14 protein-coding genes are annotated in these 13,152 nt (G+C 65.3%); 8 read left to right on the top strand and 6 right to left on the bottom strand.

The window, feature by feature from the left end; translation table 11 throughout:
- Positions 1-17 precede the first annotated feature (17 nt).
- Positions 18-419: a MerR family transcriptional regulator gene (locus ACQ7JA_RS11235; protein WP_258827288.1), complete on the bottom strand. Its 402-nt coding sequence runs from the start codon at positions 417-419 to the stop codon at positions 18-20.
- Positions 420-545: 126 nt separating this feature from the next.
- Here ACQ7JA_RS11235 and ACQ7JA_RS11240 point away from each other — a divergent pair, with 126 nt between their 5' ends.
- From ACQ7JA_RS11240 to ACQ7JA_RS11250, 3 genes are all read left to right on the top strand, one after another.
- Positions 546-1,610, top strand: coding sequence for an MBL fold metallo-hydrolase (locus tag ACQ7JA_RS11240; RefSeq protein ID WP_430897616.1), 1,065 nt, complete (start codon positions 546-548; stop codon positions 1,608-1,610).
- Between the two features lie 255 nt (positions 1,611-1,865).
- Entirely contained in the window at positions 1,866-2,285 is a 420-nt protein-coding gene (locus ACQ7JA_RS11245; protein ID WP_430897618.1) for a hypothetical protein, read from the top strand.
- 117 nt (positions 2,286-2,402) lie between these two features.
- Entirely contained in the window at positions 2,403-2,579 is a 177-nt protein-coding gene (locus ACQ7JA_RS11250; protein WP_430897620.1) for a hypothetical protein, read from the top strand.
- A gap of 19 nt (positions 2,580-2,598) precedes the next feature.
- Here the strand turns inward: ACQ7JA_RS11250 and ACQ7JA_RS11255 are convergent, their stop codons facing one another.
- Both ACQ7JA_RS11255 and grxD read right to left on the bottom strand, forming a co-directional pair.
- On the bottom strand, positions 2,599-3,192 hold the full coding sequence (locus ACQ7JA_RS11255) for a UbiX family flavin prenyltransferase (RefSeq protein WP_430897622.1): 594 nt from the start codon (positions 3,190-3,192) through the stop codon (positions 2,599-2,601).
- A 4-nt stretch (positions 3,193-3,196) separates the two neighbouring features.
- A complete protein-coding gene (gene grxD / locus ACQ7JA_RS11260) occupies positions 3,197-3,511 on the bottom strand; it encodes a Grx4 family monothiol glutaredoxin (RefSeq protein WP_430897624.1) in 315 nt (104 codons plus the stop codon).
- A gap of 136 nt (positions 3,512-3,647) precedes the next feature.
- On the opposite strand from grxD, the gene ACQ7JA_RS11265 reads away from it, so the two are divergent.
- On the top strand, positions 3,648-3,959 hold the full coding sequence (locus tag ACQ7JA_RS11265; RefSeq protein WP_430897626.1) for a hypothetical protein: 312 nt from the start codon (positions 3,648-3,650) through the stop codon (positions 3,957-3,959).
- Positions 3,960-4,190: 231 nt separating this feature from the next.
- Positions 4,191-4,478 carry a hypothetical protein gene (locus tag ACQ7JA_RS11270; protein WP_430897628.1) on the top strand — a complete coding sequence of 96 codons (288 nt, stop codon included), beginning with the start codon at positions 4,191-4,193 and terminating at the stop codon, positions 4,476-4,478.
- On the opposite strand, the gene ACQ7JA_RS11275 is transcribed toward ACQ7JA_RS11270, so the two are convergent.
- Entirely contained in the window at positions 4,462-4,917 is a 456-nt protein-coding gene (locus tag ACQ7JA_RS11275) for a GNAT family N-acetyltransferase (RefSeq protein ID WP_430897630.1), read from the bottom strand. The two genes, ACQ7JA_RS11270 and ACQ7JA_RS11275, sit on opposite strands and share 17 nt — an antisense overlap.
- A 7-nt stretch (positions 4,918-4,924) precedes the next feature.
- A complete protein-coding gene (locus ACQ7JA_RS11280) occupies positions 4,925-7,276 on the bottom strand; it encodes a Tex family protein (RefSeq protein ID WP_430897632.1) in 2,352 nt (783 codons plus the stop codon).
- A gap of 252 nt (positions 7,277-7,528) precedes the next feature.
- Here ACQ7JA_RS11280 and ACQ7JA_RS11285 point away from each other — a divergent pair, with 252 nt between their 5' ends.
- Complete coding sequence (locus ACQ7JA_RS11285; protein ID WP_430897634.1) at positions 7,529-10,651, top strand: DEAD/DEAH box helicase; 3,123 nt, start codon at positions 7,529-7,531, stop codon at positions 10,649-10,651.
- A 126-nt stretch (positions 10,652-10,777) separates the two neighbouring features.
- Here ACQ7JA_RS11285 and ACQ7JA_RS11290 read toward each other — a convergent pair whose 3' ends face one another.
- Positions 10,778-11,026 (bottom strand): DUF3297 family protein, encoded by a 249-nt coding sequence (locus ACQ7JA_RS11290; RefSeq protein ID WP_277484634.1) that lies wholly within the window; start codon positions 11,024-11,026, stop codon positions 10,778-10,780.
- A gap of 140 nt (positions 11,027-11,166) precedes the next feature.
- Between ACQ7JA_RS11290 and ACQ7JA_RS11295 the strand changes: the two genes are divergently transcribed.
- Positions 11,167-12,306: a sensor histidine kinase gene (locus ACQ7JA_RS11295; protein WP_430897637.1), complete on the top strand. Its 1,140-nt coding sequence runs from the start codon at positions 11,167-11,169 to the stop codon at positions 12,304-12,306.
- 12 nt (positions 12,307-12,318) lie between these two features.
- Positions 12,319-12,999, top strand: coding sequence for a response regulator transcription factor (locus ACQ7JA_RS11300; protein WP_036253354.1), 681 nt, complete (start codon positions 12,319-12,321; stop codon positions 12,997-12,999).
- Positions 13,000-13,152: the final 153 nt, after the last annotated feature.

The raw sequence follows: 13,152 nt of genomic DNA on the forward strand, positions 1-13,152 counted from the left end.
CGAAGTCCGGCGGCGCTTCAGGCGGCGTCCTTGCTTTCCGCGTTTTCGTTCAGCAGGCGGCGGCATTCTTCCTCGTGGGCCGCAATTTCCTCCAGCGCCATCTCGATGTCCGCGCGCTGCTGTTCCAGGGTCTCGCGCTGGTGGGCAAGCACGCCGAGGAAGCGGTTGATCTGGGCCACGGTGTCGCGCGGCGACTCGTACATGTCGACGATGCTCTTTATTTCCGACAAGGTCAGGCCGAGACGCTTGCCGCGCAGGGTCAATTTCAGCCGGGTGCGGTCGCGCGGCGTGTAGACGCGATTGCGTCCGCCGACGCCCTCGCGCTTGGGGCTCAGGAGGCCCTGGTCTTCATAGAAGCGGATGGCGCGGGCGGTGATGTCGAATTCGCGGGCCAGTTCGGCGATGGTGTAGGTGACCATGGTTCTTCGGGTGCAGGGAAGCGGAGTGCGCAAATGGCTTACAATCGACAGGCTTGCGCATTTCCGTTTACGTTAACGTTAATGCATTGTAGCGCGACCGCCTTCCTTGAAACACGAAAGTTTTCCATGAACCCGCTCGAAGCCCAGCTGGATTATCCCTTTGGCGACACCATTCCCGCCCCCGGCGCCCTGCAGACGGTGGCGCCGGGCCTGGCCTGGATCCGCATGCCGCTGCCCTTCGCGCTCGACCACATCAATCTGTGGCTCCTGGCCGACGACCTCGACGACGGGGCAGCGCGCCGCAGCGGCTGGAGCGTGGTCGACAGCGGCGCCGGTACCGACGCCACCCGCGCCGCCTGGGAGCAGGTACTCGCCGAGGGGCTGCAGGGCGCGCCGCTGCTGCGCGTGTTCGCCACCCACTGCCACCCGGACCACGTCGGCCTGTCCGGCTGGCTCGCCGGCCGGTTCGATGCGCCGTTCTGCACGACGGCGGGAGAATTCGGCTTCGCCCGCATGATGGCGGCGGCCTTGCCCGGCGTCGACGGGCCCTCGGCCATTCCCCATTTCGAGCGCCACGGCTTGACCGACCCGTCCATGCTCGAGCAGATGCGCAGCCGCCGCAATTACTATCCCTCACTCGTGCCGAGCGTACCGGAAGCCTATACCCGCCTGCAGGACGGCGATGTGGTGTCGATCGGGGGCCGGGGCTGGCGCGTGATCACCGGCTTCGGCCACTCGCCGGAACATGCCTCGCTCTACTGCGAGGAACTGAACATCCTGATCTCCGGCGACATGGTCCTGCCAAGGATTTCGACAAATGTATCGGTGTTTGCGGTCGAGCCGGAAGGAAATCCGCTGCAGCGCTACCTCGATTCGATCGGGAATTTAACAAAATTGCCAGAAGACACGCTCGTACTGCCTTCGCACGGCAAACCCTTCCGCGGCCTGCATACCCGCATCGCCCAGCTGCGCGAACACCATGCGGCGCGCCTGGCCGAAGTGGTGACGGCCTGCACCACGCCCAGGTCCGCCGTCGACATCGTGCCGATCATGTTCCGCCGCCAGCTCGACGCCCACCAGCTCAGTTTCGCTCTGGGCGAGGCGCTCGCCCACCTGCACAAGCTCTGGTACGACGGTATCTTGCGCCGCACAAAAGATGCTGATGGCATTATGCGTTTTCAGCTCGCCTGAATCGCCACCTGCGCTTGTATAGACATAAAAGATCGATCTATTTAAGCGCGCGGCGCTGACATGCACTTTCCTTTAGGATATATTTTCGTTCCCCAATTGGGGAATTGGCGGTATATTTTTGTGTTTGTACGAAGTGCAAATTCTCTTAAATAATCACATCTTTGTTACTTTTTAAGAGTATGATTGTCAGCGAGGCTTCTCAGCAGTGAAGCCGGCCGTCCACCGGGCATATCGCCCACGATTGTAAGTATCTCAATGAATTCAACCAATGAACGGGAGAGTTTCAGCGAGCGTCTGCAGCAGGCGCTGAAGAACGCCCACTATTCTCCCGATAGTCCTACCCGCCTCGCGAGGGAATTCAACATCCGGTTCGAAGGCCGTCCGATCACGGTCCACGCCGCCCGCAAATGGCTGGTGGGCGAAGCCATTCCTACTCAGGAAAAGCTGCGCATGATCGCCCAATGGCTGGGCGTGCCCGCCGACTGGCTGCGCTTCGGCGGCGCCGAGCACGCCGGATCCGGTGAGGGTAGCGGCGCGGCAGGCGCCCGCTTCGAATCCGCCGACGTCAAGCTTATTGCAGATTTACAACGCCTCGACGAGCACCATCGCCAGCTCGCACGTGAGTTCATCCGCATGCTCGTGCGTATGAATCACCAGAAGGCCGAGCAAAAATAGTTTCGTTGCTGCACTTTTCGTGAGCCCGGGAACGCACAAACCGTCCCGGCTGGTACATAATCTATTCGGTGGCGCGCGGCTTCGCGCCCACTGGTCACGTCAAGGAGCAGCTGCCGTATGCGAAACAACTACGCCAACACCGCCCAGCTCAAGGAACTGATGACCGCACCGCCAATGACGGCGGCGCGCCATGCCGAGGTGATGCGAGAACGCAATGCCCGGCGGCGGATGATCGAAGAAGCGCGTGAGGCCAAGAAGGCCGACGATCCGGTTTTCGACGGCGACAAACGCTAGACAGGCAAGGCCGGGACGCTCAAGCGTCCGCTGCGCCTTTCATGCCGCCCCAGCGCGGGGCGTGGGCATTGTCGAGCCCGAGCAGGTCGATCGCACGGTCGACCGTGTGCTCGACCATTTCCTCGATCGTCGCAGGACGGTGATAGAAGCTCGGCAGGGGCGGGAACACGATGCCGCCCATTTCGGTCACGGCCGTCATATTGCGCAGGTGCGCCAGGTTGAAGGGCGTCTCGCGCACCATCAGCACCAGCCTGCGCCTTTCCTTGAGCACGACGTCCGCGGCGCGCGCGACCAGGTTGTCCGACAGCCCGTGGGCGACGGCGGCCAGCGTCTTCATGGAACAGGGAGCGATCACCATGCCATCGGTCTGGAAGGATCCGCTGGCGATCGAGGCGCCGATGTCGCGGTTGCGGTGCACGACATGGGCCAGCGCTTCGGCATCGCGCCGCTGCAGGCCGAGTTCCTGGTGCAGGGTGAGGGTGGCGGCGTCGGACAGCACCAGGTGCGTTTCGACGCCGGGAGTCGCGCCCAGCCGTTTCAGGAGCTGGACGCCATAGACCGCGCCGGTCGCGCCCGTGATGGCGACAATGATCCGGCGCGGACGATTCGACATCGAATCAGCCGTTCTTCAGCAGGGCCTGCAGTTCGCCCGAGTCGTACATCTCGTTCATGATGTCGGAACCGCCGATGAATTCGCCGCGCACGTACAGCTGCGGGATGGTCGGCCAGTTCGAGTAATCCTTGATGCCCTGGCGGACTTCGGCGTCTTCCAGCACGTTGACGGTGGCGATGTTGTCGACGCCGCAGGCCTTCAGGATCTGGATGGCGCGGCCCGAGAAGCCGCACTGCGGGAATTGGGCGGTACCTTTCATGAAGAGCACGACCGGGGTATTGGTCACGGTTTCTTTGATCCAGGTTTGAACGTCGCTCATGTGATTGCCTTCGGTAGAAATGGGTGAGATGGCGCCATTCTATAAGAATTCCGCTGTGCGGGCGCGGCGAGCCGATGGCGCCGCCACAGTGTTTCTTAGTATGATGGTTGGCTTATCAATATTCTGGAGTTCAGCAGTGACGACCTACCGCGGCTATGCCACCATGTCCACGCCCGTGATGTGGCTGTTCGCCCTCATCTTCGGCGTGCCCGCCGTGTTCGACCTGACGGCGGACCTGGCCGGGATGTCGCGCCAGGACGTCCTGCATAACCTCGCGCGCCTGTGCGTCGGCGTCTTCATGCTGTACTGCGCACTGCGTGTCCAGCAGGGCAAGCGCGAAACGCTGGCTTCGCGCGGCACCGTCATCGCCGGCCATCTCTCCTTCGCTTTCCTGGCCGTGATGCTGCTGTTCAAGCTCGGCCAGTACCTCGGCCTGGCCGTCCTCTGACCAACTCCAGTCGGTGTCAGGTCTGACATTCAGACACGAGCTCAGCAACTCCAGTCGGTGTCAACTCCAGTCGGTGTCAGGTCTGACATTCAGACACGAGCTCAGCAATCAATGGCGATGACGCTAGAGCTCGTGTCCAGATGTCAGACCTGACACCAGGGTGTGGCGTGCATGTTCGCGCGGCCTGGACTGCGGTATGATCCCGCGTTCATTTACCAACCGGTCTTCGCCATGCAACAGCCACCCCGTCGCGGTCCTTCGGCCGGCGGCAACTTCGTCATCGCCACCCTGCTCGGCATCCCGGGCCTGATCAACCTGTCCGGCGGCTTCACGCGCGGCAGTCCAGGGGAGATCATCTGCGGCATCGCGGCGCTCGCCTATGCGGGCCTGCTGGTGCGCGACGGCCTGTCGATCCGCAAGACCGGCCTGCCGGCCATGCCGCAGGGGCGCATGCTCCTGATCGGTTTTGCCTTCCTGAGCGTCTATATGATCGGGCTCTTCCTCAAGCACCGCGGCTGAGCGGTTTCCCGAGGCAGACCGAGACGGCCTTGCCCACATACTTGCCCCAGGCCGGCGCCTCGCGATAGCCATGGCGGCGGTAGAAGTCCACGGCGCGTACGTTGATGCGGTGCGTGGACAGGCGCACTTCCCGGTAGCCGAGATCGCGCGCCTGCGCTTCGAGCGCGGCCAGCAGGAGCGTGCCGGCGCCGCTGCCGGGGCGCGCATACATCCGCTTGATTTCCCCGACATCGGCGTCGAGTGGCCGCAAGGCGCCGCAGCCGACCGGCGCGCCGTCTTCCGCGCGTGCGATCAGGAAGAGCGCCCGCGGACCGCGCACATCGTTCGCGTCGAACGACGCGGCCCCGCTGTCGCCGGTGATGGCGGCCAGCGCCGCATCGAGCTCCGAGACCAGGAGCCGGACGTCCGGATCGTCGGGATCGATGGGCGCGACCTCCATCGCCTGCTTACTTCTTCAGCTTCGCAAACGCCGCCGCCATCGCGCCGCCCGCGCTTGGTGCGGCTTTTTCCTGGCGCTGGTGCTGGCCCATGCGCTTGCGGTCATCGCGGTCGCCGCGCTGCTGCGGCTGCGCGCCGGCCTGCGGCGCCGCATCCGACAGGCGCATGGTGAGCGCGATGCGCTTGCGCTTGACGTCCACTTCCAGCACCTTCACCTTCACCACCTGGCCGGCCTTCACCACCGTGTGCGGGTCCTTCACGAAGGTGTTCGACAGCGCCGAGATGTGCACCAGTCCATCCTGGTGCACGCCGATGTCCACGAACGCCCCGAAGGCGGCGACGTTGGTGACGACGCCTTCCAGGATCATGTCCGGGCGCAGGTCGGCGATCTCTTCCACGCCTTCCTTGAAGGTCGCGGTGGTGAATTCCGGACGCGGGTCGCGGCCCGGCTTTTCCAGCTCCTTCAGGATGTCGCTCACGGTCGGCACGCCGAATTTATCATTGGCATACCTGGCCGGGTTGAGCGACTTGATCAGGGCGCCGTCGCCGATCACCGCCTTCATGTCGCGCTTGATATCGAGGAGGATCTTCTCGACCACCGGATAGGACTCGGGGTGGACCGCCGACGCGTCGAGCGGATTCTCGCCGTTCATCACGCGCAGGAAGCCGGCGGCCTGCTCGAAGGTCTTGTCGCCCAGGCGCGGCACCTTCTTCAATGCCGCACGCGAGGCAAATGCGCCCTGCATGTCGCGGTAGGTGACGATGCTCTGCGCCACGCTCGAAGACAGGCCCGAGACGCGCGCCAGCAGCGGGGCGGAAGCCGTGTTCACGTCCACGCCGACCGCGTTCACGCAATCCTCGACCACCGCGTCGAGCGAGCGTGCGAGCTGGGTCTGCGACACGTCGTGCTGGTACTGGCCGACGCCGATACTCTTCGGGTCGATCTTCACGAGTTCGGCCAGCGGGTCCTGCAGGCGGCGCGCGATCGACACCGCGCCGCGAATCGAAACGTCGAGGTCCGGCAGTTCGCGCGAAGCGAACTCCGATGCCGAATAGACCGATGCCCCGGCTTCCGACACGACGATCTTCTGGAGCTTGAGCTCTGGATTCTGCTTGATCAGGTCCTGGGCCAGCTTGTCGGTCTCGCGCGATGCGGTGCCGTTGCCGATCGAGATCAGGGAGACGTTGTGCCTGGCCGCCAGCTGCCCCAGCACGTGCAGCGAACCGTCCCAGTCATTGCGCGGCTGGTGCGGGTAGACGGTAGCGGTGTCGACCACCTTGCCGGTCGCATCGACCACGGCCACCTTGACGCCGGTGCGCAGGCCCGGGTCCAGGCCCATGGTGGCGCGCGGGCCCGCCGGCGCGGCCAGCAGCAGCGACTTCAGGTTGCGCGCGAAGACGTTGATCGCATCGAGTTCGGCTTTCTCGCGCAATGCGCCCATCAATTCGGTCTCGATGTACATGAAGCTCTTCACGCGCCAGGTCCAGCGCGCGGTATCCAGCAGCCATTTGTCGGCCGGACGGCCCGCGGCCTTGATGCCGAAGGCGGCGCAGATGCGGCTTTCGCAGGGGTTGTGCGGCGCGTCCCACTTCGGTTTCTCGGCTTCCGAGTCCAGGCGCAGGGTCACGTCCAGCACGCCTTCGCGGCGGCCGCGCATCAGCGCCAGCGCGCGGTGCGAGGGGACGGTGGAAAGTAGCTCGGAATAATCGAAGTAGTCGGCGAACTTCTCGCCTTCTTCCTCCTTGCCGGCGACGACCTTGGACTCCACGACGCCGTGCTCCTGCACGTATTCGCGCAGCGAGGCGAGCAGGGTGGCGTCCTCGGCGAAGCGCTCCATCAGGATCTGGCGCGCGCCGTCCAGCGCCGCCTTCGCGTCAGCCACGCCCGGATTGGCGCCGCCGTCCGCATTCGTGAACGCTTCGCGCAGGTAGCCAGCGGCCACCTCGTCCGGATTGAGCGTCGGGTCGGCAAGCAGGGCGTCGGCCAGCGGCGCGAGGCCGGCTTCGACCGCGATCTGTGCCTTGGTGCGGCGCTTCTGCTTGTAGGGCAGGTAGAGGTCTTCCAGGCGGGTCTTGTCCTCGGCCAGCGCGATCGACTGCATCAGCTCGGGCGTCATCTTGTTCTGCTCGGTGATCGAGGCGACGATCGCGGCGCGGCGGTCTTCGAGTTCGCGCAGGTAGCGCAGGCGTTCTTCGAGCAGGCGCAGCTGGACGTCGTCGAGTCCGCCGGTGGCTTCCTTGCGGTAGCGCGCGATGAAGGGGACGGTGGCGCCTTCGTCGAGCAGGGCGATGGCGGCGGCCACCTGGACCGGTTTGGCGGACAGTTCGATTGCTAAGCGTTGTTCGATGGATGGCAGCATGGTTCAGAAATGGAGCGGGAGGTCAAGCGGACAATGATCACGCAAACGCGGCGGATACGCCAGTCTTGACAGGCACACCCCGATCATGCGAGAACAGACGGTTTGGCAGACACGCTTCAAAACAGGCACATGCGCACGCAGAAGACACCCGGACGAGTTTTGTCCGCTACGTGCGATTCCGAACAAAACGGAAGTGTCCGTATGAAGGATAATGTTCGTTATTGTCGTTTTTAATACAGACACACGAGACCCATGCACACAGTCGATGATCATCGCGAGAACGCCAGCGACACCCCTGTAGTCGCCCGCGCTCCCGCACGCGCTCCCGCCCTGCCCGCGCCGGTGGTGAGTTGGCTGCAAAGGGTCGAGGCCGCGGCGCATCCGCAGCCCAAGCTGACCGACGAGGTCGCTGATCCGAAGGCGGTTCAATACAAGTTCGTCTACGTGATGGCGCCCACCAGCGGCGGCCGCCACGTGGCCATCTGCCTGTGCAAGGCGCGCCTGCGCCCGAACGGCGACGTGGCCGCCGCCAGCCCGGTGAGCGAAGTGTTCTCGCTGCTGTCGGCCCCGCCTGCCTACCTGGAAGGCGACGACGTCGACCTGGTGCGCTTCTTCATCGCCATGCGCAGCGGCTCGGCCCAGGGCACCAGCGCCACCGAACCGAAGGGCAAGGTCGGCGCCATCCTGCTGCAGATGCTGCTCGAGCAGGGCAAGCTCCTGTGGGCGAACTCCTGGTCCGACATGGCGGGCGGCCTCGTGTATCCGCTGCAGGCCGGCCCGACCCGCCTGGCCAGCCTGGCCTGGCGCGACGAAGGCCGCGTGGCCAAGCTCGGCTGGTCGGTGGAACCGGCCAAGGGCGCCACCCACAGCGGCGCCGACCTGATCGACTACATGCTGCCGACCGATCCACCGTGGTATATCGACAACCTGTCGATCGGCCCGCTGGAACTCAATCGCGGCGGCATCGACATCTCGCTGGCCGAGCTGCAGGCCCTGGTGGCCCAGGCCCCGACCCTGACCGGCACCGACAAGAAGCGCGTCTCGCAACTGCTGCTGGCGCACGGCCTGCAGGGGCTGATGCCGCTGCCGCAGCCGCTGACCCAGCGCCTGCGCAACGACGTCAAACCGATACCGCACCTGCTGCTCGATTCGGTGCAGCTGTCCGACGGCGGCGCGCCGCGCTGGCACGACTTCGCCGTGCTGGCCTACGACTACGACGGCCAGCGCGTCTCCTTCGATCCGGCACAGCGCGTGGTGCGCCAGATCGGCGACGTTACCGAAGTCATCGAACGCGATCCGAAGGCCGAAGCCTCGGCGCTGAACAAACTGAACGAGATGGGCTTCCGCAAGCCTGTCACGCCGCCTTTCAACGCGATGGCCGGCGCCCTCGGGCTGGACAGCCAGGCGCACTGGCTGCGCTTCGCGGAAAGCGACCTGGACGCGCTGTCCGACGCCGGCTGGCATGTGCAGAAGTCGGCCAAGTACCGCTACGACACGATCGCCGTCGAAGACTGGTATGCAGACATCGACGAGCCGGAAGAGGCGGGCAATGCCTGGTTCGAGCTGGAACTGGGCATCGTGGTGGCGCGCAAGCGCGTGCCGCTGCTGCCGGTGCTGGTGCAGCTGATCCGCAGCGCGCCGGCCGACTTCGACCCGGCCGTGCTGGCCGCGCATGCGGAGGCCGACCAGATGCTCGCCACCCTGCCGGACGGCGTGCGCGTGGCCCTGCCATGGGGGCGCCTGAAGCCCATCCTGGCCACGCTCGGTGAGCTCTACTTCAACGACAAGATCAAGGCGCGCATGCGCATGTCGACCCTGGATGCGGCGCGCCTGGAAGACCTGGCGCGCGGGCTGGAACTGCGCTGGACCGGCGGCGAGCGCCTGCGCGAAACCGGCCGCAAGCTGAGCCAGTTCGGCTCGGTGAAGAAGGTCGAGCCGCCGAAGGGCCTGCAGGCCACCCTGCGCGACTACCAGCTCGACGGCCTCTCATGGATGCAGTTCCTGCGCGAGTACGACCTCGGCGGCATCCTGGCCGACGACATGGGCCTCGGCAAAACCGTGCAGACCATCGCCCACATCCTCATCGAGAAGGAAGCCGGCCGCTTGACCAGCCCGGCCCTCGTGATCGCGCCGACCAGCCTGATGACCAACTGGTTCGACGAGGCCGCGCGCTTCGCCCCGAGCCTGAAGGTGCTGCTCCTGCAGGGCAAGGAGCGCATGGACCTGTTCGACCAGATCAAGGACGCCGACATCGTCCTGACCACCTATGCGCTGCTGCCGCGCGACGAGGAAAAGCTGCGCGAGCACCACTATCACCTGGTGATCCTGGACGAATCGCACTACATCAAGAATACCCGCTCCAAGGCGGCGCAGACGGCCGGCTCGCTGAACGCCAACCATCGCCTCTGCCTGTCCGGCACCCCGCTCGAAAACCACCTGGGCGAACTGTGGTCGCAGTTCCACTTCCTGCTCCCGGGCCTGCTGGGCGACGAGAAGACCTTCAACAACCAGTTCCGCCACCCGATCGAACGCCAGGACGACACGGTGCGCCGCACGCTGCTCAGCCGCCGCATCAAGCCCTTCCTGCTGCGCCGAACCAAGGACCACGTGGCCAAGGAACTGCCGGAGAAGACCGAGATGGTGCGCCGCATCGAGCTCTCGGGCCCGCAGCGCGACCTGTACGAGACCGTGCGCCTGGCGATGGACAAGAAGGTGCGCGAGGAGATCGACCGCAAGGGCGTGGCGCGCAGCCAGATCGTCATCCTGGAAGCGCTGCTGAAACTGCGCCAGGTCTGCTGCGACCCGCGCCTGGTGAAGGCCATGCCGGGCAAGAAGAACACGGCGGCGGTGTCGGCCAAGCTGACCGACCTGATGCAGATGGTCGAAGACCTGCTGCAGGAAGGCCGCAAGATCCTGGTGTTCTCGCAGTTCACCAGCATGCTCTTCCTGATCGAGGAAGAACTGGCGGCGCGCGGCATCCACTACGCCTTGCTGACCGGCGAGACCCGTGACCGCTCGGCGCAGGTGGCCGCCTTCCAGCAGGGCGCGGTGCCGATCTTCCTGATCAGCCTGAAGGCCGGCGGCGTCGGCCTGAACCTCACCGCGGCCGACACCGTGATCCACTACGACCCGTGGTGGAACCCGGCGGCCGAAAACCAGGCCACCGACCGCGCCTGGCGCATCGGGCAGGACAAACCCGTATTCGTCTACAAGCTGATCGCCAAGGGCACGCTGGAAGAAAAGATCCAGCAGCTGCAGCAGAAGAAGTCGGAGCTGGCGCAGTCGATCCTGTCCGAAGGCGAATCGCAGAAGATGGCGCTGACGCAGGAAGACCTGCAGGCGATCTTCGCGCCGCTGGAAGACGGCGCGGCATAAAACGAAGGCGTGTTTCTTGTAGGGTGGACGGCTCCGCCGACCGCCCTGCCTATGCGGTCAACGCCGATAAAGAAAAGGGCGACTGGTTCTCACCAGCCGCCCTTTGCGTTTTTTCGTCAGTGCGGATTACTTGTAAAACGCCTCGACCTTGCCTTTCAGCTTGATCAGCATCGGCTTGCCCTTGCGGTCGAGCGTGCGGCCGGCGGCGACCTTGATCCAGCCTTCGCTGATGCAATACTCTTCCACGTCGTGGCGGTCCTTGTCGTTGAAGCGGATGCCGATTTCGCGCTGGAAGACGTCGCGGTTATGGAAAGGGCTGCTCGGGTCGATCGAGAGCCGGTCCGGGAGTTGGGGGAGGGAGGTGGTATCGTTCATGACGCGAATTATCCACCAACTGCGCGCCACGTGGCGCAAAAAATGCGGTTCGAGGGCGTCCTCGCTTGTCTGTACAAATGGTCGGGGCGGACGATATACTCCCTGACACCTTCTTGTTCCATCGCAATAGAAAGCGCTCGATGACCCGTCGCACGGATGCATCCACCACAACACCAGGCCAGTCCACGCTTGGGGAGGGCATGGGCGAGCAGTTCCGCGTCATCGCCGAACTCGCCGGCGACATCGCTTTCAGCATCGACCTGCCCACGCACACGCTGCGCTACCTGAGTCCCGCATTCAGCAGCAGCTTCGGCCACACCCGGGACGCACTGCAGGCCGCGATCGCCGGCGCGCACGAAGACCTGGGACCACTGGGCATGGTCCTGGCGGGCAGCACCGGTGCGCCGGGCGAACGCCGCACCCAGGAAATCGACATCCGCAACGCGGACGGCCATCCGGTCGGCCTGCAGGTGATCTCGACCATCGTGCAGGACGGGGACGGCGGCCAGTCGCTGGTCGGCCTGCTGCGCGACCTGACGCCGCAGCGCACCCACCTGGCCGACCAGCGCCGCTTCGCGAGCATGCTGAACCACGAATTCCGCACCCCGCTGGCCACCATCGACGGCGCGGTGCAGCGCCTGGAAGCGACCGCGCAGGCCGCCGACGAGCCGACCCGCCAGCGCTACCGCAAGATTGCAGTGGCGACCGATCGCCTGATCGCCATGCTGGATGAATACCTGTCGCCGGACCGCATGGCCGCCATCGGCAAGGTGCGCCAGCCGCACACCATCGCGCCCGGCGAACTGCTGGAGGCCGGCGCCGCACAGGTGCGCGAGGCCGGGCGCGAAGCGACGGTCGAGGCGGATGCGCTGCCGCTCGCGCTGCGGGGCGAGCCGGAAGGCCTGCGCCTGGCGCTCAAAGTCCTGGTCGACAACGCGCTGCTGTACTCGCCGTCCGGCTCCCGGGTGAGCCTGGGCGCGCGCCGCAGCGGCAACGGCGTCGAGTTCTTCGTGCGCGACGAAGGCGAGGGCGTCCCGCCGGAAGACGCCGCGTGCATCTTCGACAAGGGCTACCGCGGCCGCAATGCGGACGGCCTGGCGGGCAGCGGCCTGGGCCTGTACATGGCGCGCTCGATCGTCGACGTCCATGGCGGCATGCTGCGCCTGGCCGAGAGCAATGGCGGGGCCGAATTCCGGCTATGGCTGCCGGCACTGGAAGATGGCGGACAACAACGACTTGCCTCATCCAGTCCCAGCAGTGATAATCGGAGCGATCAATAACATGGCTCCCGCATGACGCAGATACTGATTGTTGAAGACAATGGCGAATATGCAGACGACATGGCCGAGTTCCTGAGGGAGCTGGACCATGACGTCACCATCGCCAAGACCGCGAGTGAGATGTGGGCCGCGCTGACGCGCACCCCGGCCGCGGTCGTGGTGCTGGACCTCGGCCTGCCGGACGAGGACGGCTTCAACGTCATCCCGCGCATGCGCCAGCTGTATCCCGAGATCGGCCTGCTCGTATTGACAGGCCGCGTCGCCTTCGACCACCGCATCCTCGGCCTGCGCCTGGGCGCCGACCATTACCTGACCAAGCCGATCAAGTTCCCCGAGCTGGCCGCCCACATCGAAGCCCTCGATCGCCGCGTCCGTCCCGCCGATCCAGCCCCCGCCCCGAGCAAGTGGACCCTGCGCGTCAGCGCGCGCCAGCTCGAACTGGGCGGCAAGGTGATCGACCTGACCGAAAAGGAGTGCAACTTCCTGCACCTCCTGACCATCAACACCCGCCCCGTTCCGCGCCAGGTGATCGTCGCCGGCATGGGCGGCGAAGACCCGGACGCCAGCCGCCGCGTCGACATGCTGGTCTACCGCCTGCGCAAGAAAGCCCGCTCCGGCCTCGGCCAGGACCTGCCCCTGCGCAGCGCCTACGGCGAAGGCTACAGCCTCTCCGCCGGCTTCACCCTCGCCTGACCCCCTTAATTGGGGTCAGCGTTGAATTATTGAGCAATTGCCCAAATTCGCCCCATTTCCAATGAGGGTCAGAGTCAAATTATTGAGTAATGACTCCTTAGAAGCGTGCTCGACCGTAATTGGGGACAGGGTCAGCCGTTTTTCGGCTGGCCT

It is taken from the genome of Massilia sp. BKSP1R2A-1 (assembly GCF_050586525.1).
Classification (GTDB): Bacteria; Pseudomonadota; Gammaproteobacteria; order Burkholderiales; family Burkholderiaceae_D; genus Telluria.